Below are 21,562 nucleotides of genomic sequence, written 5' to 3' on the forward strand. Positions count from 1 at the left end.
CGTCGAGACCGTTCGGGCGTGGCGCTGATCGAGTTCTGCCTGGCATTGCCCGTCCTGCTGACGCTCACGCTGACGGGAATCGAGACGGCTAATCTTGCGATCGCCGTGCTCCGGGTCAATCAATTGGCGATGATGGCATCTGACAATGCCGGCCGCGTGCGCAGCTCGATCGACGAGCAGGACGTCAACGAAATCATGGCCGGTATCCGGTTTGCCGGCAGTGGGATCGGGTTCGGCGCGAATGGGCGGGTGATCATCTCGAGCCTGGAAGGCAACGGCCAGCCGTCACCCAGAACCGGTAACAAGATCACATGGCAGCGTTGCTTCGGCGCCAAGAACGTCACGTCGAGCTACGGTGTGCAAGGTGCCGGGACCAATGATGCGTCGCTGGCTGCGGGCATGGGACCGGCCGCGCAAAAAATAGTCCCCGTGCCGAACAGTGCCCTGATCTTCGCAGAGATCAGGTACACCTATCGTCCCGTGGTCGTGTCGGCCTTCATGGCCAATCAGGAATTATCGGCCATCCAGGCCTTTACCGTCCGCGACCGCGCGCAACAGACGCTGACGAACACCACAAGCCTTCCGGCCAGTGCCCAGCGCCTGTGCGACACGGCTCATCTTTCGGCGACCTAGCGGTAGGTCACCTTCTTCACCCCGGCGATCACCTTGTCGACATTCACCAGCATCAGCTTTTCGAGGTTCGCGGCGTACGGCATTGGCACGTCTTCGTTGGCGACGCGCAGCACCGGTGCGTCGAGGTCGTCGAAGCCGTGTTCCATCACCACCGACACGATCTCCGACGCGATCGAGCAGGTCGCCCAATTCTCTTCGACGATGATCATGCGGTTGGTCTTGGCGAGGCTCTTCAGCACCGTCTCGGTGTCGAGCGGACGCAGCGTGCGCAGGTCGATGACCTCCGCGTCGATGCCCTCTTCGGCGAGCTTCTCGGCGGCTTCGAGCGAAATGCCGACGCCGATCGAGTAGCTGACGATCGTGACGTCCTTGCCCTCGCGGACGATCCGCGCCTTGCCGATCGGCAGGACGTGGTTGTCGAGCTTGGGCACGTCGAAGCTGCGACCGTACATCAGCTCGTTCTCGAGGAACACGACTGGGTCCTCCGTACGGATCGCCGCCTTGAGCAGGCCCTTGGCATCCGCCGCGTCATAGGGCGCGATTACGATAAGGCCGGGGACACTTGCATACCACGCCGCGAAGTTGTGCGAATGCTGCGCACCGACGCGCGACGCGGCGCCGTTGGGACCGCGGAACACGATCGGGCAGCGCATCTGGCCACCCGACATGTAGTTGGTCTTGGCCGCCGAGTTGATGATGTGGTCGATCGCCTGCAACGCGAAGTTGAAGGTCATGAACTCGACGATCGGACGAAGCCCGCCCATCGCCGCGCCCGCACCGATGCCGGCAAAGCCATATTCGGTGATCGGCGTGTCGATGACGCGACGCTCGCCGAACTCGTCGAGCAGCCCCTGCGTGACCTTGTACGCGCCCTGATACTGCGCGACTTCCTCGCCCATCACGAAGACGCGGTCGTCCTCGCGCATTTCCTCGGCCATCGCATCGCGCAGGGCTTCGCGGACGGTCGTCTTGACCATCTCTGTGCCCTCGGGGATCGCCGGGTCGGAGATGCCGACCTTCTCGGCGGACGCGACGAGCAGCTGAGTGCCGCTCTCGGCCTTGGCAGGCGAAGCGCCTTCGGGAACCGGGGGTGCCTTGTCGTCCGACGGCGTTTCCTTCGGCGCGGCATTGGCCGCATCGCCCGAGCGTGCCTCGGTTGGCTTGCTGTCGCTTGCGCTCTCGCCGTCCTCGAGGATCGTCGCGATGACGGTGCCGACCTTCACGTTGTCGGTACCCTCAGGCACGGCGATCGAACCGATCGTACCTTCGTCGATCGCCTCGAACTCCATCGTCGCCTTGTCGGTCTCGATCTCGGCGAGGATGTCGCCCGACTTGACGCTATCGCCTTCCTTGACCAGCCACTTGGCCAGCGTGCCCTCTTCCATCGTCGGGGAGAGCGCGGGCATCTTGATTTCGATCGCCATCAGTACTTCTCCACCAGAACGTCGGTGTAGAGCTCGGCAGCATCCGGCTCCGGGGTCTGCTCGGCGAAATCGGCGGCTTCGTTCACGATTTTCCTGATTTCCTGTTCAAGGGACTTGAGGTCCGCCTCGGTCACGCCCTGCGCGTCGAGCAGCTTCTTCATGTGATCGATCGGATCCGACTTGTCGCGGACCGCCTGGACCTCGTCACGCGTACGATACTTTGCCGGATCGGACATCGAGTGGCCACGATAGCGATAGGTCTTCATCTCGAGGATGACCGGACCCTTGCCCGCGCGGACCCAGGCGATCGCCTCTTCGGCAGCACCGCGGCAAGCCAGCACGTCCATGCCGTCGACCTGGATGCCGGGAATGCGGAAGCTCTCGCCGCGGCGATACAGCTGGTCTTCGGCCGAGGCGCGATTGACGCTCGTGCCCATCGCGTACTGGTTGTTCTCGATCACGAAGATGATCGGGAGCTTCCACAGCTCGGCCATGTTGAAGCTCTCATACACCTGGCCCTGGTTCGCGGCGCCGTCGCCGAAATAGGCCATGCAGATGCCGCCGTCGTTCGAATATTTGTGCTTGAACGCGAGGCCGGTACCGAGCGACACCTGCGCACCGACGATGCCGTGGCCGCCATAGAATTTATGCTCGGTCGAGAACATGTGCATCGACCCGCCCTTGCCCTTCGAGATCCCCGAATTGCGCCCGGTCAGCTCGGCCATGATCACCTTCGGGTCGATCCCATAGGCGAGCATGTGGCCGTGATCGCGGTAGCCGGTGATGACCGAATCGGTCTCGCCGTTGAGCGCGGACTGCAGGCCCACGGCGACGGCTTCCTGGCCGATGTAGAGGTGGCAGAAGCCGCCGATCAGGCCCAAGCCATAGAGCTGGCCGGCTTTTTCCTCGAAACGGCGGATCAGCAGCATCTGCCGGTACATCTCGAGCAGTTCGTCCTTCGACGCCTCGTACGGTTTCGGTTCGGCCGGCCGTTCACGGTTGGTGATCGGCGGTTCGGCGATGGCGCGTACTGGTGGGGGGGTCTTGGCCACGATGTGGGAAACCTCGTTTTCCGTAGGGGAGTTGAGGCAGCCTATAGGCGCGGACAGGGCCGAACATCAATTCCCGTCTGGGGTATGTCGGTTTGACGGGTGCGGGATGGGGTCGAGGCGTGCTGTGCGAGCCCTTTCCCATAAGCAAACCACCCCGGCGAAGGCCGGGGCCCAAGTTGCGAGGTCGCAGTAACGATCCGCATCGCTCAATTGGCGACGTCCCCCAATCGGGCCCCGGCCTTCGCCGGGGTGGTGGGCCGGGGATGGTGTTCCCCGCTTCCTTGTTTTCCCGCGAAGGTGAGAGCCCGGTTTGTGTCCCCGCCTTTGCGAGGACACAGGCCTGGTTCGACGCAGCCACTATCCCCACCCCAAGCAAAGCTCCGGTTGCCCTCCCCGTTCGCCGCAGCCTAAAGCCTCAACGGATGGCTCCCACGACAGACCCGCACCAGCATCCCTTACGGATCGCCAATTTCCGTGCCTATTGGCTCTCCCGCTTCACGGGCACGATCGCGGTCAGCGCGATGTCGATCGTGATCGGATGGCAGGTCTACAACATCGCGCGCGAGACGATGGACATCCGCCAGGCGGCGTTCATGCTCGGCATGATCGGGTTCGCGCAGTTCGTGCCGCTGTTCCTGCTGACCCCGATCACCGGGCTGGTCGCGGACAGTTTCGACCGGCGCTGGATCGTGCGGGGCACGACCACGCTCCTGGTGCTTACCGCGGCGACGCTGTGGTTGCTGACCTGGACCGGCCACCTCACGCTCGGCGTGCTCTTCATCGCTGCGGTTGCTTTCGGGGTCGCCCGCGCCTTTTCCGGGCCCGCCTATTCAGCCCTCGCCCCCAACCTCGTCCCCCGCGCCGTCCTGCCAACCGCGATCGCAATCAGTTCGATCGCGTGGCAGGTCGGCACGATCGCGGGGCCCAGCGTTGGCGGTCTCCTGTACGCGATCCACCCCGAGGTCGCCTACGGGGTCGCCACGATCCTCTTCCTCGTCGCGCTCGTCTTCATGTTCCTGATCGGCCCGGTACCGCAGCCCGCCGCGCAGACCGATCATCGCCCGCTCGCCCGGATCATCGAGGGCTTCACCTATGTCCGCCGCAACCGGCTCGTCCTCGCGACGATCACGCTGGATCTCTTCGCGGTGCTGCTCGCGGGTGCGACCTCGCTGCTCCCGGTCTACTCGCGCGACATCCTCCATGTCGGCTCGCAGGGCCTCGGCGTCCTTGCCGCGGGTATGGGAATCGGCGCGGCGGTGACGGCAATCTGGTTCTCGGTTCGGCCGATGAGCACCAATGTCGGCGTGAAGATGCTGATCGCGGTCGTCGTCTTCGGCCTCGCGATCCTCACCTTCGGCGTCGCGACCCCGATCGTCAATCTGCTCGGCCTGACACCCGGCAACATCGCCGGGCTTCCTATTCACCCCGCGTTCGTCCTCAGCCTGGTCGCGTTGATCGTCGCCGGTGGGGCGGACATGATCTCGGTCTATGTCCGCCAGTCGCTGATCCAGCTCCACACCCCCGACGCGATGCGCGGTCGCGTCAGCGCAGTGTCGCAGCTCACCATCTCCGCCTCGAACGAGCTCGGCGAATTCGAGAGTGGCGTCATGGCGTCGCTGCTCGGTCCGGTCGGTGCGGTGGTATTCGGCGGCGTCGGTGCTATCGCCGTCACGATCGGCTGGGCGCGGCTGTTCCCGGAACTCGGACGGGCGCGAACCTTTGATCCCCCCGAGATGTTAGAGACCGAACCCCAGCACGGAGAAGCCAAGCCATGAAGGCCAACTCGATCCTCGAGACGATCGGCAACACCCCGCACGTCCGCCTGACGAAGCTGTTCCCAGACTCCGAAGTCTGGGTGAAGTCCGAGCGGTCGAACCCCGGCGGTTCGATCAAGGACCGCATCGCGCTCGCGATGATCGAGGCGGCGGAGAAGGACGGCCACCTCAAGCCCGGCGGCACGATTATCGAACCGACCAGCGGCAACACCGGGATCGGCCTCGCGCTCGTCGCCGCGGTGAAGGGCTACAAGATCGTCTTAGTCATGCCAGAGAGCATGTCGATCGAGCGCCGCCGGCTGATGCTGGCGTATGGCGCGACGTTCGACCTGACCCCGCGCGAAAAGGGCATGAAGGGCGCGATCGAGCGTGCGAAGGAACTCGTCGAGCAGACGCCCGGATCCTGGATGCCGCAGCAGTTCGAAAACCCTGCGAACATCGCCGTGCATGTCGCGACAACGGCACAGGAAATTCTCGCAGACTTCCGTGACACGCCGATCGACGTGATCATCACGGGTGTCGGCACCGGTGGCCATATCACCGGCGTCGCCGAGGCACTGAAGGCGGAATGGCCGTCGCTCAAGGTCTATGCGGTCGAGCCCGCCGCCTCCCCGGTCATTGCTGGCGGCCAGCCCGGCCCGCACCCGATCCAGGGCATCGGCGCAGGCTTCATCCCGGTGAACCTGCACACCCAGGCGCTCGACGGCGTCATCGAGGTCGACGCCGCGGTGGCCAAGGACATGGCGCGTCGTTCGGCCACCGAAGAGGGCATGCTGGTCGGCATCAGTTCGGGCGCGACGCTCGCCGCGATCCTCCAGAAGCTGCCCGACCTGCCCGACGACGTCCGCGTCCTGGGCTTCAACTACGACACCGGCGAGCGTTATCTGTCGGTGCCGGACTTCCTGCCAGAACAGTGAAGCACCACTCCTCCGCCGCGTCCCATGGGCGCGGCACCACGATCCTCAACGGCGTTCTCGCCGCCATCGCTGGCTGCGCGATCCTCGGGCCGGCGCTGGTCATCGCCAACGCGCCGATCATAGAGCCGGCTCCGAAGGTCGCTGCCCCCCGGCAACGGGTCGTGCCGAAAGCCGAACTTCCCCCGGTCGAGCCGGTCGCATTCGTCGATCTGGCGCCGCAGGACGCCCGAGCGTTCAACGCGACCGTGCCGTTCTCGACCGAGCCGAACCCGGCGGCCCGCCCGTTCACGTTCGAAGGTCCGGCGGACGATCTTGCACGTGCCACCGACTGCCTGGCCGCCGCGGTCCTGTACGAAGCGGGCGACGATGCGGTCGGCGAAAAGGCAGTCGCGCAAGTCATCCTCAACCGCCTGCACCACCCCGCTTTTCCAAAGACGGTCTGCGGCGTGGTGTTCGAGGGTTCGGAGCGCACCACCGGCTGCCAGTTCACCTTTGCCTGTGATGGCGCGCTCATCCGGCGCCCGTCCGAGCCCGGCTGGATCCGCGCCCGCGAAATCGCCGCCGCCGCATTGTCGGGCTCGGTCTACAAACCGGTCGGCTATGCGACCCATTACCATACCGACTGGGTCGTGCCGTATTGGCAGTCGAGCCTCGACAAGGTCGCCGCGGTCCACACGCACCTGTTCTTTCGCTGGACCGGCTGGTGGGGCACGCCGCCCGCGTTCAACCGTCACGTCCTCAGCGGCGAACCGGTGATCGCAAAGCTTGCCGGCTTATCCGACGCGCATGGTCTGGCCACGGCGGTTGCGGCGGCAGACGAGGCCAATGCCACGCTGGCCGCGATGTCGCTAAACACCCGCGGGCTCGCACCGCTCCCGACCGATCCGAACAGCTTCCTGACGACGATCGATCCGCGCCAGCCACCCGAGAGCTTTCAGGCGCTCGCGTTGAAGGCGTGCGGCGACCGTCCTCGCTGCAAGGTGATGGGCTGGAGCGAGCCCGGCGCGATGGGCTTCGCGCTACCGCTCAACGACGAACAGATTGCCGCGCTGTCGTTCAGCTATCTTCGCGACCGCGACGCAAAACTAGAAAAGACGTTGTGGAACTGTGCCGAGTTTCCCCGCAAAATCCCGGCGCAATGCATGAAGCGACAGGTTATGCGCGCCACGCCAGTGGCCGCGCCGGTAGTCGCGGTGCCGGAACAGCCGGTGGCGGGGCCGATCCCCGAATTGAACGGCGTGCGGCGAAAGCAGGATGCCGCGACGCGAGCCACGCCTGCGACAGCACCGGTAGCAGTCATTCCGAAATCGTAGATCCGACCTTCTCCCCGTCCTGACCGGCAGGGGAGAAGGACGTCTGCGGCGGATCACCTCGGCAATCCGCCCCCGATCACGCGGCCATGAACATCTCGGGCGGCAGCGCCATCAGCGATTCCGCACCACCCTCGATCTTCCGACGCAGCGCGCCCGCATCCGGCAGGATCCGCTCGGCGTAGAAACGTGCGGTCACCAGCTTGGCGTCGAGGAACGCGGCCTCGCCTTCGCCCGCCGCCTTCAGCGTGGTCGCAGCGACCGCCATCCGCAGCCACATCACGCCGACCGCGACGATGCCCATCAGGTGCATGTAGCTGACCGCGCCCGCGCCGACATTCTCGGGGTTCTTCATGCCGTTCGCCATGAACCACATCGTCGCCGCCTGAAGCTGGCCGTTCGCCTTCTCCAGCGCCTCGGCGAACGCCGCCGTTGCCGGATCGGCCTTTGCCGCCGCGACGTCGTCCGCGACCAGCTTGAAGAACGCCTGGATCCCGCGTCCGCCATTCTGCGCCAGCTTGCGGCCGACCAGGTCCATCGCCTGCACGCCGTTGGTGCCTTCGTAGATCATCGCGATCCGCGCATCGCGGACATATTGCTCCATGCCCCATTCGGCGATGTAGCCATGGCCGCCATAGACCTGCTGCGCATTGGTCGCGATCGCATAGCCCATGTCGGTGCCGTAGCCCTTGATGACCGGGGTCAGCAGGCTGATGATGTCGCCCGCCAGCTGGCGCTCTTCCTCGGTCTCGGCGCTATGCTCGAGATCGGCCTGCAGCGCGGTCCACAGGATCAGCGCGCGCAGGCCCTCGGTCAGCGACTTGCCCTCCATCAGCATGCGGCGGATGTCCGGGTGGACGAACAGCGTGTCGGCCTTCTCCTGCGGCTCCTTGGCGCCGGTCAGCGCGCGGCCCTGGCGACGGTCGTGCGCGTACTGGACCGCGTTCTGATAGGCGACCTCGGCCACGCCGAGGCCCTGGAGCCCGACGCCGAGCCGCGCGGCGTTCATCATGATGAACATCGCCGCGAGACCCTTCATCTCCTCGCCAACCAGCCAGCCGGTCGCCGAATCATAGTTCATCACGCAGGTCGAGTTCGCGTGGATGCCCATCTTGTGCTCGATCGAGCCACAGGTGACGCCGTTGCGCGCGCCGAGCGAGCCGTCCTCGTTCACCAGCATCTTGGGCACCACGAACAGCGAAATGCCCTTCGAGCTGTCCGGCGCGCCGGGGGTCTTCGCCAGCACGAGGTGGATGATGTTCTCGGTCAGGTCATGCTCACCGCTCGAGATGAAGATCTTGGTGCCGGTGATCGCGTACGAACCATCCGCCTGCGGCTCGGCCTTGGTGCGGATCAGACCCAGATCGGTGCCGCACTGCGGCTCGGTGAGGTTCATCGTGCCGCCCCATTCGCCCGACACCATCTTCGGCACGTACATCGCCTTCTGCGCGTCCGAGCCCTTGGCGATCAGCGCGGCGATCGCGCCGTGCGTCAGCCCGGGATACATCGCGAACGCCATGTTCGACGAGATCATGTATTCCTGGAACGCAGTCGACACGACGTGCGGCATCCCCTGCCCGCCATATTCGGGCTGGTTGCCGAGCGTCGCCCAGCCGCTCTCGACATATTGCTTGTACGCTTCCTTGAAGCCGTCGGGTGTCGTGACCGACCCGTCCTCGTGCCGCGTGCACCCCTGCTGGTCGCCCGACAGGTTCAGCGGGAACAGCACCTCGGCGACGAACTTGCCGCCCTCTTCCAGCACGGCATCGACGACGTCGGGCGAGGCTCCATCGAAGCCGGGCAGATTGGAATAGCGTGGCAGGCCGACGACATGCTCGAAGACGAAACGCGTGTCACGGACGGGGGGCGTATACTGGGGCATGGTTTATCCTTGGTTGTCCTGGGCGCGGCTGACTTCGAGAAGGGCCACGAAACTGGTGAGTTCGTCGATGGCGAGATCGATGTCGCGCTTCTGCGCGGTCAGCAGCGCGATCCGGGCCTGGCTGCGCTCGATCACGACCTGGCGCTGCGCACGGCGGCCGTCGCCGAGATCGTAGAGATCGATCATCTCGCGGATCTCGCCAAGGCTGAACCCGACCCGCTTGCCGCGCAGGATCCAGGCGAGCCGCGCGCGATCGCGATGCGAATAGATGCGCTGCGTGCCACGACGCTCGGGGCCGATCAGCCCCTCATCCTCGTAGAACCGCAACGCGCGCGCGGTCACGTCGAACTCGGCCGACAGGTCGGAAATCGTGAAGCTCTCACGGTCGTGCCGCGGTTCGATCACCGCGTAGGATTCAGGAGAGACCCGGGAGTGAGGAGATGCTCGTGTCGCCATCCCCGAATACGTAACTCTCGTTTACGTCAACGTCAATTGCCGCAAAGCAACTTTCCGCCCGATGACCGTAGCGTCGCGGCCTCCGATCGCGATTCGCTCAGCCGTTCGACGGTGACCGCCGCCAGCGAGGCGCGCCCGGTGCACAGCGACTCGCAAGCCTCGGGCACGTCGGCGGGAAACACCATCCGATCGCCGTCGAACCGCGCGTCGAAGGTGCAGGCGCCAAAGGCGAGCCTGAGCACGGCGCCCGACCGCTCCACGGTCCCCGACGCCGCGCAGGCCTGATCCTCGCCATACTCGACGCTGACGCCGATCCGGCTCGTCCTGCCGGTACCCACGACACACACGCGGTCGGTATCGCGCGACCAGGATCCCTGCAGAGGCGCGTCCGGATCGGGCACGATCCCCGCCGTCTGCGCCGCCGCCTCGAGCCGCGCACCCGGACTGTCCGCGACCGCGTTCGACGGCTCCGTTCCGCAACCGCCCAGCGCGAGGGCGAGCAGCAGCGCACGCCTCATTCGGCGGGCACCAGCCTGTCGCCCTCGATCCGCCGGAAGAAGCACGTCCGCTCGCCGGTATGGCACGCCGGCCCCGCCGCATCCGCGATCACCCACACCGCGTCCTGATCGCAATCGATCCGCAGTTCGGCGACGCGCAGCACGTTCCCCGACGTCTCGCCCTTCTTCCACAGCGTTTCGCGGCTCCGTGACCAGAAATGCGCCTCGCCGGACGCCTGCGTCTGCGCCAGCGCCTCCGCGTTCATATGTGCGACCATCAGCACGTCGCCCGATACGCGATCGGTGACGACCGCGGTCAAAAGCCCGGCGGAGTCGAATTTGGGATCGAGCGTGAGGCCCGTGTCGCGGCTGTGTGTCATGCCACGGATATACCCGAAACCGGCGCCGATGCGACCGCCCCGCGCGAAACGATCCGCGCAAGCTTATTACAAACAGGCGACAAACGCGGGAAGCGCTCGTATAGGGCAGCCTCCGCACGACGTGAGATCCGGCATGCTGACGACAAACCCTTATGACGACGACAAACTTCGCGAAGAGTGCGGGGTGTTTGGCGTCTCGGCCACCGAGGGCGCGGCTGCGCTCGTCGCGCTCGGCCTGCACGCTTTGCAACATCGTGGGCAGGAAGCTGCCGGGATAACCACTTTCGACGGTGCCAATTTCCACACGCACCGCGCGATGGGGCATGTCGCGGGCAATTTCGACCGCGACGACGTGATCCGCGCGCTCCCTGGCACCGTCGCCTGCGGCCATGTCCGCTATTCGACGACCGGCGAGACCGCGCTGCGCAACGTCCAGCCGCTCTATGCCGAGCTGTCGACCGGCGGCTTCGCGATCGCGCATAACGGCAATATTTCCAACGCGATGCGGCTGCGGCGCGAGCTCGTCCGCCGCGGCTCGATCTTCCAGTCGACCAGCGATACCGAGACGATCATCCATCTCGTCGCGACGTCGAACTATCGCACGCTGCTCGATCGCTTCATCGATGCGCTCAAGCAGATCGAAGGCGCGTACTCGCTGATCGTGATGACGCCAGAGGGCATGATCGCCTGCCGCGATCCGTTAGGCATCCGTCCGCTCGTCATGGGCAAGCTCGGCGACGCGGTGATCTTCGCCTCGGAGACGGTCGCGCTCGACGTCGTCGGCGCCACCTTCGTCCGTGCGATCGAACCCGGCGAGCTGGTCATCGTCCAGGGCGCGGAGATCCGCTCGATCCGCCCGTTCGCGCCGATGGCGGCGCGGCCCTGCATCTTCGAATGGGTGTATTTCTCGCGGCCCGATTCGATCGTCGGCGATCACTCGATCTATTCGGTGCGGAAGGCGATCGGCGCGCAGCTCGCGATCGAATCACCGGTCGAGGCCGATCTGGTCATTCCGGTTCCCGATTCGGGCACGCCTGCCGCGATCGGTTATGCGCAGCAATCGGGCATCCCGTTCGAGCTCGGCATCATCCGCTCGCATTATGTCGGCCGCACCTTCATCTCGCCCGGCGACAAGGTCCGCCATCTCGGCGTGAAGCTCAAGCACAACGCCAACCGCGCGCTCATCAAGGGCAAGCGCGTCATCCTCGTCGACGACTCGATCGTCCGCGGCACGACCTCGCTCAAGATCGTCGAGATGATGCGCGAGGCGGGGGCCGCCGAAGTCCATATGCGGATCGCCAGCCCGCCGACGCGGCACTCGTGCTTCTACGGCGTCGACACGCCCGAGCGCGAGAAGCTGCTCGCGGCCAAGCTCGATCTTGGCGGGATGACCGGCTTCATCCATGCCGACAGCCTCAACTTCATCTCGATCGACGGCCTCTACAAGGCGCTGGGCGAGGCGAAGCGCGCGGATGTCCGCCCGAAATATTGTGATGCGTGCTTCACCGGCGACTATCCGACCACGCTGACCGATCATGACGAGGGCGCCGAAGTCGACCAGTTCGCGATGCTCGCCGAACGTGTCATCTGATACTCCCGGAGTGATAATGACCGACAAGCCCCTCGAAGGCCGGCTGGCGCTGGTCACCGGTGCCAGCCGCGGTATCGGCGCCGCCACCGCGATCGCACTCGCGGCAAATGGCGCGCATGTCGTCCTGACCGCGCGGACCCCCGGCGGTCTCGAAGAGGTCGAGGCCACGATCCACGCGGCCGGCGGCTCGGCGACGATCGCGCCGCTCGATCTGGCGGAAAGCGAAGCGATCGCCCGGCTGGCGACCGCGATCGGCGATAGATGGGATGCGCTCGACATCCTCGTGCTCAATGCGGGCATGCTCGGCTCGCTGTCCTCGGTCCCGGCGATCGATCCCAAGGAAATGGCGCAGGTCCTGACGCTCAACGTCAGCGCGCAGGCCGCGCTGATCGCGGCGTTCGATTTGATGCTGAAAAAGGCCAGGTCCGCCCGGGTGATCGGCGTGACGTCGAGCGTCGGCCGCAAGCCCCGCGCCTATTGGGGCCTGTACGGCGCCTCGAAGGCCGCGTTCGAGACATTGCTCGGCGCCTATGGCGACGAGATGGCCGAGATCAGCGCGATCCGTACCGCGATCGTCGATCCGGGCGCCACGCGCACCAAAATGCGCGCCCGCGCCTATCCGGGCGAGGATCCGAACTCGGTCAAGGAACCGACCGTCGTGGCCGATCGCATAGTCGCGCTGGCAATCGAGGGCTTTGAGCCCGGCCACTTCGAGCGGGTCGCGTAAGCCCCACCTCCGTCATTCCCGCGGAGGCGGGAACCCATACTGGCTAGCGTCGCCGCGCAATCGCCAAAGTTCGCCGATCTGGATCCCCGCCTTCGCGGGGATGACGGCGTGTGCGTGGCAAGCTCTAGCGCTTCACCAGCGTAACTTGTGCGACATCGATCCCTCCGCCGAGGAACCCGCCCTCGCAATACATCAGATAGTAGCGCCACAACGCCACGAACCGCGCGTCGAACCGCGCCGGCAACCGCCCCTCGGCAACCGCGGCGTCGAACGCCACCCGCCACCGCCGCAGCGTCTCGGCATAATGCAGCCCGAACCCGCGCCGGTCCTCCCATGCCAACCCCCGCGCCTCCGCCAGCGCGCGAAACCGCGGCTCGGACAGCAGCATCCCGCCCGGAAACACATAGCGCTGGATGAAATCGACGCTCCGCGAATAGGAGTCGAAGATCGCATCGTCGATCGAGATATATTGCAACGCCGCGCGACCGCCCGGCTTCAACGCACGCGCGATCGCGTCGAGATAGACTGGCCAATATTCCTCGCCGACCGCCTCGACCATCTCGATGCTCGCGACCGCATCGTACGTTCCCGTAACGTGGCGATAGTCTGTCAGGGCCACGCGAACGCCGTCGAGCCCCGCCGCCGCGATCCGGTCGTCGACCTGCCGTTTCTGCTCGGTCGACAGCGTGAGCGCATGGACGCCAACGCCCGCACGCGCCGCCATCTCCGCGAACGATCCCCAGCCGCAGCCGATCTCCAGGATCGTATCGCCTGCCCGTGCGCCGGTCCGATCGAGGATCGCGCGTAGCTTGGTCGTCTGCGCCGCCTCGTGCGCTTCGGCATCGTCGATCGGTTCGGCGAAGATCGCGCTCGAATAGGTCAGGCTGGGATCGAGCCACGTCTCGTAGAAATCATTGCCGAGGTCGTAATGCGCCGCGATGTTCCGCCGCGAGCCGGTCGGATCGTTGCGTCGCATCCGGTGCCAGGCACGCGCCGCCAGCCGCACCACGCCGCCCGACCGCGCCGCGCTCCCGAGCGTATGACGGTTGCGCATGAACAGATCGAACAGCGGCACCGGATCGGGGCTCGACCAGTCGCCGGCCACCCAGCCCTCGTACCAGCCGACCGACCCCGCCGTCGCCAGTCGCACCAGCGCGCGCCACCGGTGGACGATCACCACCGGTAGCGGTCCGGGCGCGCGGCCGCCGATCAGCCGCCGCGTGCCATCGGGCAGCCGCGCCTCGATCCCGCCGCTCGCGAGCCCCGCGTCGATCCGGTCGAGCAACCGGTGAAAGACCGGCGCGACGAGGCGCGCGACCGGGGACACCTGCGCGGCAGGACGATCGTCGAAAGCGGGAACGGCAGTCATCGCGGCGCTCCATGCAACACGGGCGCGAGCGAGGAAAGAGGCACGCGTCAAACGGCCGATCATGACGGTCGATCGACAGCCCACAACCGACGCCCCCCGTATCGTCAGCCTGACGAAAGTCAGGACACAGGGTAAGAGGGGCTGACGTCCCTGGCTCTGGGTCCTGACTTTCGTCAGGATGACGAATGGGCGTTTAACAGTCGATCACCGCGCGTGCCGCCCGGCCTCGAGCGCGCGTTCGCGGCCTTCGCGGTGCCCGACGATCTTCGCTGGATAGTCGCGCGGTCGACAGCCGGACTCGTCCGGATCATGGATCGCCTCGCCCGACACCTTCGCCAGTTCGGGCACCCATTGCCGGATATAGTCCCCCGCGTCGAACTTCTCCGACTGCGACAACGGCGCCATGATCCGTCCGAACATGTTCGAATCCACCCCGGTCCCGGCGACCCATTGCCAGTTCACCGCATTATTCCCGTAATCCGCATCGACCAAGCAGTCCCAGAACCAGCGCTCACCTGCGCGCCAGTCGATCAGCAGATGCTTCACCAGGAAGCTCGCGGTGATCATCCGGACACGGTTGTGCATCCACCCGGTCGCCCACAGCTGGCGCATCCCGGCGTCGACGATCGGATAGCCCGTCCTGCCCGTCTGCCAAGCCTTGAGATCGGCCTGCGCCGCCTTTCCGGTCCGCCACGGCAAGGCATCGAATTTCGGCCGCCCATTGGTCTTGCCGTAATCGGGCATCGTCAGCACCACGCCATCGGTGAAATCGCGCCACGCCAGTTCCTTGCGGAACGTCGTCGCATCGCCGTGCCCGTCGACCGCATGCCACACCGTTCGCGGCGAAATCTCGCCGAAATGCAGATGCGGCGACAGGCGCGAGGTTCCCTCGACCGACGGCATGTTGCGATCAATGTCATAGGCCTCGACGATCGGCGCCATCGCCTTCGCGGCCTTCAGCGCCTGCGCCTCGCCCGGCGTCCAGTCGTCGAACCCGGCGGACCAGTCGGGCTTGGTCGGCAGCAGGTCCCAGTCGGCAACCGTTTCGCTCTTAGGCCAATGCTCCGGCGCCGGGATCGTCCGCGGCGCGGGCTCGGGGTCACCCGGCGGCATCATCTGGTTGAGCGCCTTCCAGAACGACGAATAGACCTTGAACTGCCCGCCCGAGCCCGTCTTCACATCCTCGACCCGCGCGAGGTGATTGCCATCGTGGAGGCACAGCCGATCGCCCAGCGCCGCTTCGGCCTTGCGCCACCACGGCTCGTAATGCCGGATTGCATGGATCTGCTCGGCCTCGGTTTCCTCCATCAGCGCCGTCAGTACCTCGACCGCATCGCCGCGCCGCAGGATCAACTTCGAGTGCTTCTTTTCCAGCGACGTGCCGAACGCGTCGAGCGTGTGGTGCAGCCACCAGCGCTGTGCGCCACCGATCGCCCAGTCCCCCGGCGCATCGTCGTCCAGCACATAGACCGGGATTACCGGCCCCGCGTGCGCAGCCGCGATCAGCGCGGGGTGATCGTGAAGGCGAAGGTCCTGGCGAAGCCAGAGCAGGCAAGGTTTAGTCATCGCGCGTTCAATGCACGAACCTAGCGTCCGGCGTCACCCGCGGCGGCAAAAGTTTCCCCCAGCGTCAGAATCGCGGCGACATGGCGCTCGGCGATCTCCATCGCATCCTCGCCATAGCCGCCGCCGACCGTGCTCGCGAGCGGCACCCCCCGGGCGATCGCCAGGCCGGCAACCAGCCGCTCCCGCCGCGCCAGACCGTCGAGCGTCAGAGACAACCGTCCGAGCCGGTCCCCCTCGAACGGATCGACCCCCGCCTGATACAGGATCAGCTCGGGCCGAAACGCATCGAGCAATGGCACCAGCGTCTGCTCGAGCGTCGCGAGGTACGCCGCATCGCCGATCCCGTCCGCCAAGGGCACGTCGAGCGTCGACCGCGCCTTGCGCACCGGGAAATTCTTCTCCGCATGGATCGAGTAGGTTGCGATATCGGGCTGTCCGGCCAGCAACGCCGCGGTCCCGTCGCCCTGATGCACGTCGCAATCGACGATCAGCACGCGCGTCACCCTGCCCTCCTCGATCAACCGCGCCGCCGCCACCGCCAGATCGTTGAACACGCAAAACCCTGCGCCCGTGTTCGCCAGCGCATGATGGCTCCCGCCCGCCGTATTCGCCGCAAACCCGTGCTCCAGCGCGAGGCACGCCGCCAGCCATGTGCCGTGCGGCACGATCGCCGCGCGCGACGCCACCGCCGCGGTCACCGGAAATCCGATCCGCCGCTCCTTCTCCCTTGGCACCTGCGCGCCAAGCACCTCGGCGACGTAATCCTCGTCATGCACCGCCTCCAGCCATGCGGTCGGCGTCGACTCGGCGCGGTGCCACGTCACCGCATCGCCCTTGTCGAGCAACAGGTCCCGGATCAGCCCGTTCTTGTTCCAGCGATAGGTCGAGCGCGCAGGGGCCGGCGTGACATAGTCGGGGTGGTGGACGACATGGATCATGGTCCTTAGGTAGGTGCGCGCTGCCGGCAGCCCAAGCGGGCCACCGCACAAGCGCCTGCATTCCGGAGACTTTCGTGACCGATTACTCGACCCTGCCCTACCGCCCCTGCGCCGGGGTCATGCTCGTCAACGCCGAGGGCAAGGTCTTCGTCGGCCAGCGCAACGATTCGCCGTCCGAGGCCTGGCAGATGCCGCAGGGCGGGATCGATCCGGGCGAGGATGCCGAAGCCGCCGCGCTGCGTGAACTCGGCGAGGAAACCGGGGTGATGCCCGACAAGGTCTGCCTGGTCGCCGAGGCGCCAGGCGCGTTCGTCTACGACCTCCCCCCCGAACTGCTCGGCAAGGTGTGGAAGGGCAAATGGCGTGGACAGACGCAGCGCTGGTTCCTGTACCGGTTCAACGGCACCGACGCGGATATCGATATCGCCACGGAACATCAGGAGTTTCGCGCCTGGCGCTGGAGCGAGCTTGCGGAACTGCCGCGCCTCGTCGTGCCGTTCAAGACGGCGCTGTACGAACAGGTGCTCGCCGCCTTCGCGCCACATCTCGGCGCAACCGGGACGCGCTGAGCAGTTCCCAATAGGCTGTACTGCCGCTACGGAACGGCTGTGCGACGCTTACCCCTTCTCTTCCTCGCTCCGTTGCTGGTGGCGAACGCGCCCGATCCGCAATCGGTGATGATCCCCGAGACGATCCGGGCGATGCTCGACGCGGCGCTGGAATCGGGTAACGAAGCCGACGTCAATACGGTCGCCAAATACGCACGCGCCGCCGATCCGCTCAGCGGCGACGCCGTGCTGGCGATTGCCGAGAAGTGGAAGGCCGACCGCGTAGCGCAGCGCACGCAGGTAATCCGCCAGGCCAGCTTCCTTGATTTGTGGAGCGGCAGGGCGGAGATCGGCGGCTATCTGACCACCGGGAATTCCGACACAGCAGGCGGCACCGCGGTGCTCGACCTCAACCGCGAAGGTCTGCGATGGCGCCACAAGTTTCATGCCCAGGCCGATTATCAGTCGAATTTGAACATCACGACTCGCGAACATTATCTCGCTTCGTACGAACCCAACTACAAGATCGACGATCGTGCCTATATCTATGGGGTCGGGCAGTATGAGGGTGATCGGTTCCTAGGCTATTACAACCGCTATTCGACCTCGGTCGGTGCCGGCTACAGCGTGATCAAGGCCGCGGGTACCAAGCTCGATCTCGAGATTGGGCCGGCATATCGTCACACGGAATTCACCGATGACACCGTGCAGAGCAGCCTCGCCGCGCGCGGCACGGCGAACTTCAGCGTGCGTATTCTCAGCGGGCTGTCGGTCAGCCAGGTCGCGTCGGCCTATGTCCAGCGCTACAACAGTACGCTCAGCGGCACGACCTCGCTCAACGCCAAGCTGATCGGGCCACTCTCCGCGGCGCTGTCATACAGCGTTCAATATGAGAGCGAACCGCCGGTGGGCTCTGTCTCGACCGACACCACCAGCCGCGCCTCGCTCGTCTACAGCTTCTGACGCTGTTCCCACATGCGCCCGGCCTCGCTAGGGTCGCACCATGAGGGGACTTTCACCGATAGAGCGCGATGCCGTCGACAAGGCGCACGCGCAGCCGATGCTGGCGCAGGTCGAGGCCTGGGCCGCGATCAACAGCGGCACGCGCAACCTTGCGGGGCTAGCAACGATGGCCGGCCTGCTGGGGGATGCATTCGCGGTCCTGCCCGGCGAGATCGCCTTGATCGCGCCGACCCCGGTCGAGACCGTCGGATCCGACGGCGTCGTATCGACGATCGAGCACGGGCGGCATCTCCATCTTGTCGTTCGGCCGGAAGCGCCGGTGCGGATGCTGTTTACCGGGCATATGGACACGGTCTATCCGGTCGATCACGCGTTCCAATCGCTGCGATGGCTCGACGACGGCCGGCTGAACGGCCCTGGCGTCGCCGACATGAAGGGCGGACTTGTCGTGATGCTCGCTGCACTTCGGTCGGTCGAAGCGAGCCCCCTCGCTGCCCGGATCGGCTATGACGTCGTCATCAACTCCGACGAGGAAACCGGCTCCTTTTCTTCTGCCGCGCTGCTGGCTAGCGCCGCCAAGGGCAAGGTCGCCGCGCTGACGTACGAACCGGCGCTCGCCGACGGAACGCTGGCCGGCGCCCGCGGCGGCACCGGCAATTTCTCGATCATCGTTCGCGGCCGTAGCGCACACGCCGGGCGCAACCCCGAAGAGGGCCGCAACGCGATCGTCGCCGCCGCGGATATCGCCGTCCGGCTGTCGAAGGTCCGCGGTCCACGGCTCGCAGTGAACCCGGCGCGGATCGAGGGTGGCGGGCCGAACAACGTCGTCCCCGACCTGGCGATCCTGCGGATCAATTTCCGCCCGGCCACGCTCGACGACATCGCACGCGCGCAATCGCACATCGACTCCGCGGTCGCGATCGTCGCCGCCGAGCATGACGTCCGCATCGAGGTCCATGGCAGCTTCAACCGCCCGCCCAAACCGATCGACGACGGCGCCGCGCGCCTGTTCGACCTCGTCAAGGCGTCGGGCAGCGATCTGGGCCTCGATATCGCCTGGAAGGCGACCGGCGGCGTGTGCGACGGCAACAATATCGCGGCTGCTGGCGTCCCGGTGGTCGACACGATGGGCGTGCGTGGCGGTGCGATCCATTCCACCGACGAGTTCATGATCCCCGACAGCCTTGCCGAGCGCGCAGCGCTGTCGGCCGTCACCATATTGCGTATCGCGGAGGGCCGGTTGTGAGTTTCAGGATCCGCGCAGCGGTCGACGACGATCTTCAGCATCTCTACGAAATGGCCAAGCTGACCGGCGGCGGCTTCACCAACCTGCCACCCGATCGTCGTGCCCTCACCGCCAAGCTCGAACGCAGCCACGCGGCGTTCGCGCGCGGCGACGGCCCGGTCCAGGACGAACTGTTCGTCTTGATCCTCGAGAACACCGAGACGCGCGAAGTCCGCGGCACCTGCCAGATCTTCACGCAGGTCGGTCAAAGCTATCCGTTCTACAGCTACCGGATCGGCCAGCTCACCCAGCACAGCAAGGAGCTCAACCGCACCTTCCGCGCCGACATGCTGTCCCTCGCGACCGATCTTGAAGGCGCGAGCGAAGTCGGCGGGCTGTTCCTCCATCCCGGCGAACGCGCGGGCGGTCTGGGCCTGTTGCTTGCCCGCAGCCGCTATCTCTTCATCAAAATGCACCGTGCGCGTTTTGCCGACCGCATCCTTGCCGAACTGCGCGGCGTGATCGACGAAGCGGGCGGCTCGCCGTTCTGGGACGGCCTCGCCGGCCGCTTCTTCGGGATGAATTTCCAGGACGCGGATCAGTTCAATGCGATCAACGGCCACCAGTTCATCGCCGACCTGATGCCCAAGCACCCGATCTACACGGCGATGCTGACCGAGAGCGCACGCGCGGCGATCGGCCTGCCGCACCCCTCGGGTCGCGCGGCGATGCGGATGCTGGAAAACGAAGGCTTCGCGTTCGAGAATTACGTCGACATCTTCGACGGCGGCCCGACCATGACCGCGCGCACCGACCGAGTCCGCTCGATCGCCGACGCGCGGGAAAGCAGGGTCGTCGCGATCGATCAGGATGGTGGCACCGAGGCGCTGGTCGCAACCGGCAATCTCGCCGATTTCCGCTGTGCCTTCGGCCATGTACGCGCGGCCGGCAACGGGGTCGTCCTCTCCCCGCGCAGCGCCGCGGCGCTCGCGGTCTCCGAAGGCGCACTCGTGACCCATGTCGCACGGCTATGACCATGGTCGAGATCAACTTCGACGGGCTGATCGGCCCCAGCCATAATTTCGCAGGGCTGAGCCCCGGCAATCTGGCCGCGACGCATCATGCCGGGCAGATCGCGCATCCGCGTGCGGCCGCGTTGCAGGGCATCGCCAAGATGCGCGTGAACCTCGATCTCGGGCTCGTGCAGGGCGTGCTGATGCCGCTCGCCCGTCCCGACCATCGCTGGCTCGAAACGCTTGCCACAACCTATGTGGAGGCGCCCGACCATCTTCGCGCGCAGGCCTTGTCGGCGTCGGCGATGTGGGCAGCGAACGCGGCGACGGTCTCGCCCGCGTCCGATACGCGCGATCGCCGCTGTCACCTGACCGTCGCGAACCTGGTGACGATGCCGCACCGCAGCCACGAATGGCCGGGTACGCTCGCACAATTGCAGACGGCGTTCGCAGACCCTGCGTTCGTCGTTCATCCTCCCGTTCCCGCCCCATTTGGCGACGAGGGCGCGGCGAACCACATGCGGCTCTGCGCCGACCACGCTTCGCCCGGCGTCGAGGTCTTCGTCTACGGCAAACCCGGCGGACGCTTTCCCGCGCGCCAGCACCGTGACGCAAGCGAAGCCATCGCGCGCGCGCATGGCCTCGATCCTGCGCGGACGCTGTTCGTCCAGCAATCCGGCATCGCGATCGCCGCGGGAGCCTTTCATAACGACGTCGTCGCGGTCGCCAACGAACGCGTTCTATTCACCCACGAGCACGCGTTCGAGGACAAGGAAGACTTTTACGCCGATCTGCGTCGCGTCCTGCCCGAGGTCGAGATCGTCGAGGTTCCGGCCGACTGCGTTAGCCTCGCCGATGCGATCGCGTCCTATCTGTTCAACGCGCAACTCGTCTCGCTGGCGGATGGCATGGCATTGATCCTGCCCGAGGAGGCACGCGCGAATGCCGCGGTCTGGTCCTGGCTTCAGGCGCACGTCGCCGGAAACGGGCCGATCCGCCATTTGCATGTCGTCGACGTCCGTGAGTCGATGAGCAACGGCGGCGGTCCTGCCTGCCTGCGTCTGCGCGTCGTCGCCGATCCGTCACAGGTCGATCCACGCTTCCTCGTCGATCACGCCAAACTCGACCGGATCGCCGCGATCGTCGGCGCTCACTGGCCCGAGGCGATCGATCCGGTGTCGATCGCCGCCCCTGGTCTGATCGCGGACATCGAGGCCGCGCGAACCGCGCTTCTGCGCGCACTTGATCTTGTCGGGTTAATTTACACTTAACCATATATCCGGTGCGATAATCCGC

At 66.1% G+C, this 21,562-nt stretch carries 20 protein-coding genes; 11 read left to right on the forward strand and 9 right to left on the reverse strand.

Annotated elements, in window-relative coordinates; genetic code table 11:
* Positions 1–18 precede the first annotated feature (18 nt).
* On the forward strand, positions 19–633 hold the full coding sequence (locus tag ASF00_RS06705) for a hypothetical protein (RefSeq protein ID WP_055876096.1): 615 nt from the start codon (positions 19–21) through the stop codon (positions 631–633).
* On the opposite strand, the gene ASF00_RS06710 is transcribed toward ASF00_RS06705, so the two are convergent.
* Both ASF00_RS06710 and pdhA read right to left on the reverse strand, forming a co-directional pair.
* Positions 630–2,057 (reverse strand): pyruvate dehydrogenase complex E1 component subunit beta, encoded by a 1,428-nt coding sequence (locus ASF00_RS06710; RefSeq protein ID WP_055876099.1) that lies wholly within the window; start codon positions 2,055–2,057, stop codon positions 630–632. The two genes, ASF00_RS06705 and ASF00_RS06710, sit on opposite strands and share 4 nt — an antisense overlap.
* Positions 2,057–3,109 (reverse strand): pyruvate dehydrogenase (acetyl-transferring) E1 component subunit alpha, encoded by a 1,053-nt coding sequence (gene pdhA, locus ASF00_RS06715; protein ID WP_055876102.1) that lies wholly within the window; start codon positions 3,107–3,109, stop codon positions 2,057–2,059. Before pdhA ends, ASF00_RS06710 begins: the two co-directional genes overlap by 1 nt.
* A gap of 422 nt (positions 3,110–3,531) precedes the next feature.
* Here pdhA and ASF00_RS06720 point away from each other — a divergent pair, with 422 nt between their 5' ends.
* The 3 genes from ASF00_RS06720 to ASF00_RS06730 are packed head-to-tail and all read left to right on the forward strand — an operon-like array spanning position 3,532 to position 7,114.
* The gene (locus tag ASF00_RS06720) at positions 3,532–4,884 is read left to right on the forward strand and encodes an MFS transporter (RefSeq protein ID WP_055876105.1); all 1,353 of its coding nucleotides are present in this window, start codon (positions 3,532–3,534) and stop codon (positions 4,882–4,884) included.
* Positions 4,881–5,801, forward strand: a complete 921-nt coding sequence (cysK, locus tag ASF00_RS06725) for a cysteine synthase A (RefSeq protein ID WP_055876107.1) — start codon at positions 4,881–4,883, stop codon at positions 5,799–5,801. Before ASF00_RS06720 ends, cysK begins: the two co-directional genes overlap by 4 nt.
* Positions 5,798–7,114, forward strand: a complete 1,317-nt coding sequence (locus ASF00_RS06730; protein WP_055876110.1) for a cell wall hydrolase — start codon at positions 5,798–5,800, stop codon at positions 7,112–7,114. Before cysK ends, ASF00_RS06730 begins: the two co-directional genes overlap by 4 nt.
* Before the next feature lie 76 nt (positions 7,115–7,190).
* On the opposite strand, the gene ASF00_RS06735 is transcribed toward ASF00_RS06730, so the two are convergent.
* Genes ASF00_RS06735 through hisI form a run of 4 tightly spaced genes read right to left on the reverse strand, consistent with a single transcriptional unit; the run spans position 7,191 to position 10,326 of the window.
* The gene (locus ASF00_RS06735; protein ID WP_055876113.1) at positions 7,191–8,993 is read right to left on the reverse strand and encodes an acyl-CoA dehydrogenase C-terminal domain-containing protein; all 1,803 of its coding nucleotides are present in this window, start codon (positions 8,991–8,993) and stop codon (positions 7,191–7,193) included.
* A gap of 3 nt (positions 8,994–8,996) precedes the next feature.
* Complete coding sequence (locus tag ASF00_RS06740) at positions 8,997–9,449, reverse strand: MerR family transcriptional regulator (protein WP_055876115.1); 453 nt, start codon at positions 9,447–9,449, stop codon at positions 8,997–8,999.
* Positions 9,450–9,481: 32 nt separating this feature from the next.
* Positions 9,482–9,967: a hypothetical protein gene (locus ASF00_RS06745; RefSeq protein ID WP_235525655.1), complete on the reverse strand. Its 486-nt coding sequence runs from the start codon at positions 9,965–9,967 to the stop codon at positions 9,482–9,484.
* Complete coding sequence (hisI, locus tag ASF00_RS06750; protein WP_055876117.1) at positions 9,964–10,326, reverse strand: phosphoribosyl-AMP cyclohydrolase; 363 nt, start codon at positions 10,324–10,326, stop codon at positions 9,964–9,966. The genes ASF00_RS06745 and hisI overlap by 4 nt, the downstream gene beginning before the upstream one ends.
* A 133-nt stretch (positions 10,327–10,459) precedes the next feature.
* Here hisI and purF point away from each other — a divergent pair, with 133 nt between their 5' ends.
* Together purF and ASF00_RS06760 are read left to right on the forward strand one after the other, a co-directional pair.
* Positions 10,460–11,917 carry an amidophosphoribosyltransferase gene (gene purF, locus ASF00_RS06755; protein WP_055876120.1) on the forward strand — a complete coding sequence of 486 codons (1,458 nt, stop codon included), beginning with the start codon at positions 10,460–10,462 and terminating at the stop codon, positions 11,915–11,917.
* A 16-nt stretch (positions 11,918–11,933) separates the two neighbouring features.
* On the forward strand, positions 11,934–12,644 hold the full coding sequence (locus ASF00_RS06760; RefSeq protein WP_055876123.1) for an SDR family NAD(P)-dependent oxidoreductase: 711 nt from the start codon (positions 11,934–11,936) through the stop codon (positions 12,642–12,644).
* A gap of 124 nt (positions 12,645–12,768) precedes the next feature.
* On the opposite strand, the gene ASF00_RS06765 is transcribed toward ASF00_RS06760, so the two are convergent.
* From ASF00_RS06765 to ASF00_RS06775, 3 genes are all read right to left on the reverse strand, one after another.
* On the reverse strand, positions 12,769–14,013 hold the full coding sequence (locus tag ASF00_RS06765; protein WP_055877132.1) for an SAM-dependent methyltransferase: 1,245 nt from the start codon (positions 14,011–14,013) through the stop codon (positions 12,769–12,771).
* A gap of 204 nt (positions 14,014–14,217) precedes the next feature.
* Positions 14,218–15,579: a cryptochrome/photolyase family protein gene (locus ASF00_RS06770; RefSeq protein ID WP_055876126.1), complete on the reverse strand. Its 1,362-nt coding sequence runs from the start codon at positions 15,577–15,579 to the stop codon at positions 14,218–14,220.
* A gap of 20 nt (positions 15,580–15,599) precedes the next feature.
* Positions 15,600–16,517, reverse strand: coding sequence for a histone deacetylase family protein (locus tag ASF00_RS06775; protein WP_055876129.1), 918 nt, complete (start codon positions 16,515–16,517; stop codon positions 15,600–15,602).
* Between the two features lie 74 nt (positions 16,518–16,591).
* On the opposite strand from ASF00_RS06775, the gene ASF00_RS06780 reads away from it, so the two are divergent.
* Genes ASF00_RS06780 through ASF00_RS06800 form a run of 5 tightly spaced genes read left to right on the forward strand, consistent with a single transcriptional unit; the run spans position 16,592 to position 21,537 of the window.
* On the forward strand, positions 16,592–17,086 hold the full coding sequence (locus ASF00_RS06780) for an RNA pyrophosphohydrolase (RefSeq protein WP_055876131.1): 495 nt from the start codon (positions 16,592–16,594) through the stop codon (positions 17,084–17,086).
* Positions 17,087–17,125: 39 nt separating this feature from the next.
* Positions 17,126–18,028 (forward strand): DUF481 domain-containing protein, encoded by a 903-nt coding sequence (locus ASF00_RS06785; protein ID WP_055876132.1) that lies wholly within the window; start codon positions 17,126–17,128, stop codon positions 18,026–18,028.
* Positions 18,029–18,068: 40 nt separating this feature from the next.
* Positions 18,069–19,274: a hydrolase gene (locus ASF00_RS06790; RefSeq protein ID WP_055876134.1), complete on the forward strand. Its 1,206-nt coding sequence runs from the start codon at positions 18,069–18,071 to the stop codon at positions 19,272–19,274.
* A complete protein-coding gene (locus tag ASF00_RS06795; RefSeq protein ID WP_055876135.1) occupies positions 19,271–20,287 on the forward strand; it encodes an arginine N-succinyltransferase in 1,017 nt (338 codons plus the stop codon). The genes ASF00_RS06790 and ASF00_RS06795 overlap by 4 nt, the downstream gene beginning before the upstream one ends.
* The gene (locus ASF00_RS06800; protein ID WP_055876138.1) at positions 20,284–21,537 is read left to right on the forward strand and encodes an N-succinylarginine dihydrolase; all 1,254 of its coding nucleotides are present in this window, start codon (positions 20,284–20,286) and stop codon (positions 21,535–21,537) included. The genes ASF00_RS06795 and ASF00_RS06800 overlap by 4 nt, the downstream gene beginning before the upstream one ends.
* The last annotated feature ends 25 nt before the right edge of the window (positions 21,538–21,562 follow it).

It is taken from the genome of Sphingomonas sp. Leaf34 (genome assembly GCF_001421805.1).
In the GTDB taxonomy this organism is placed as follows: domain Bacteria; phylum Pseudomonadota; class Alphaproteobacteria; order Sphingomonadales; family Sphingomonadaceae; genus Sphingomonas.

Bases quoted from the DNA above. Each gene is read 5' to 3' on its own strand.
- ASF00_RS06710 (WP_055876099.1), bottom strand. From the start codon at position 2,057: ATGGCGATCGAAATCAAGATGCCCGCGCTCTCCCCGACGATGGAAGAG.
- ASF00_RS06720 (WP_055876105.1), top strand. From the start codon at position 3,532: ATGGCTCCCACGACAGACCCGCACCAGCATCCCTTACGGATCGCCAAT.
- cysK (WP_055876107.1), top strand. From the start codon at position 4,881: ATGAAGGCCAACTCGATCCTCGAGACGATCGGCAACACCCCGCACGTC.
- ASF00_RS06735 (WP_055876113.1), bottom strand. From the start codon at position 8,993: ATGCCCCAGTATACGCCCCCCGTCCGTGACACGCGTTTCGTCTTCGAG.
- ASF00_RS06740 (WP_055876115.1), bottom strand. From the start codon at position 9,449: ATGGCGACACGAGCATCTCCTCACTCCCGGGTCTCTCCTGAATCCTAC.
- ASF00_RS06745 (WP_235525655.1), bottom strand. From the start codon at position 9,967: ATGAGGCGTGCGCTGCTGCTCGCCCTCGCGCTGGGCGGTTGCGGAACG.
- hisI (WP_055876117.1), bottom strand. From the start codon at position 10,326: ATGACACACAGCCGCGACACGGGCCTCACGCTCGATCCCAAATTCGAC.
- purF (WP_055876120.1), top strand. From the start codon at position 10,460: ATGCTGACGACAAACCCTTATGACGACGACAAACTTCGCGAAGAGTGC.
- ASF00_RS06760 (WP_055876123.1), top strand. From the start codon at position 11,934: ATGACCGACAAGCCCCTCGAAGGCCGGCTGGCGCTGGTCACCGGTGCC.
- ASF00_RS06765 (WP_055877132.1), bottom strand. From the start codon at position 14,013: ATGACTGCCGTTCCCGCTTTCGACGATCGTCCTGCCGCGCAGGTGTCC.
- ASF00_RS06770 (WP_055876126.1), bottom strand. From the start codon at position 15,579: ATGACTAAACCTTGCCTGCTCTGGCTTCGCCAGGACCTTCGCCTTCAC.
- ASF00_RS06775 (WP_055876129.1), bottom strand. From the start codon at position 16,517: ATGATCCATGTCGTCCACCACCCCGACTATGTCACGCCGGCCCCTGCG.
- ASF00_RS06790 (WP_055876134.1), top strand. From the start codon at position 18,069: ATGAGGGGACTTTCACCGATAGAGCGCGATGCCGTCGACAAGGCGCAC.
- ASF00_RS06800 (WP_055876138.1), top strand. From the start codon at position 20,284: ATGACCATGGTCGAGATCAACTTCGACGGGCTGATCGGCCCCAGCCAT.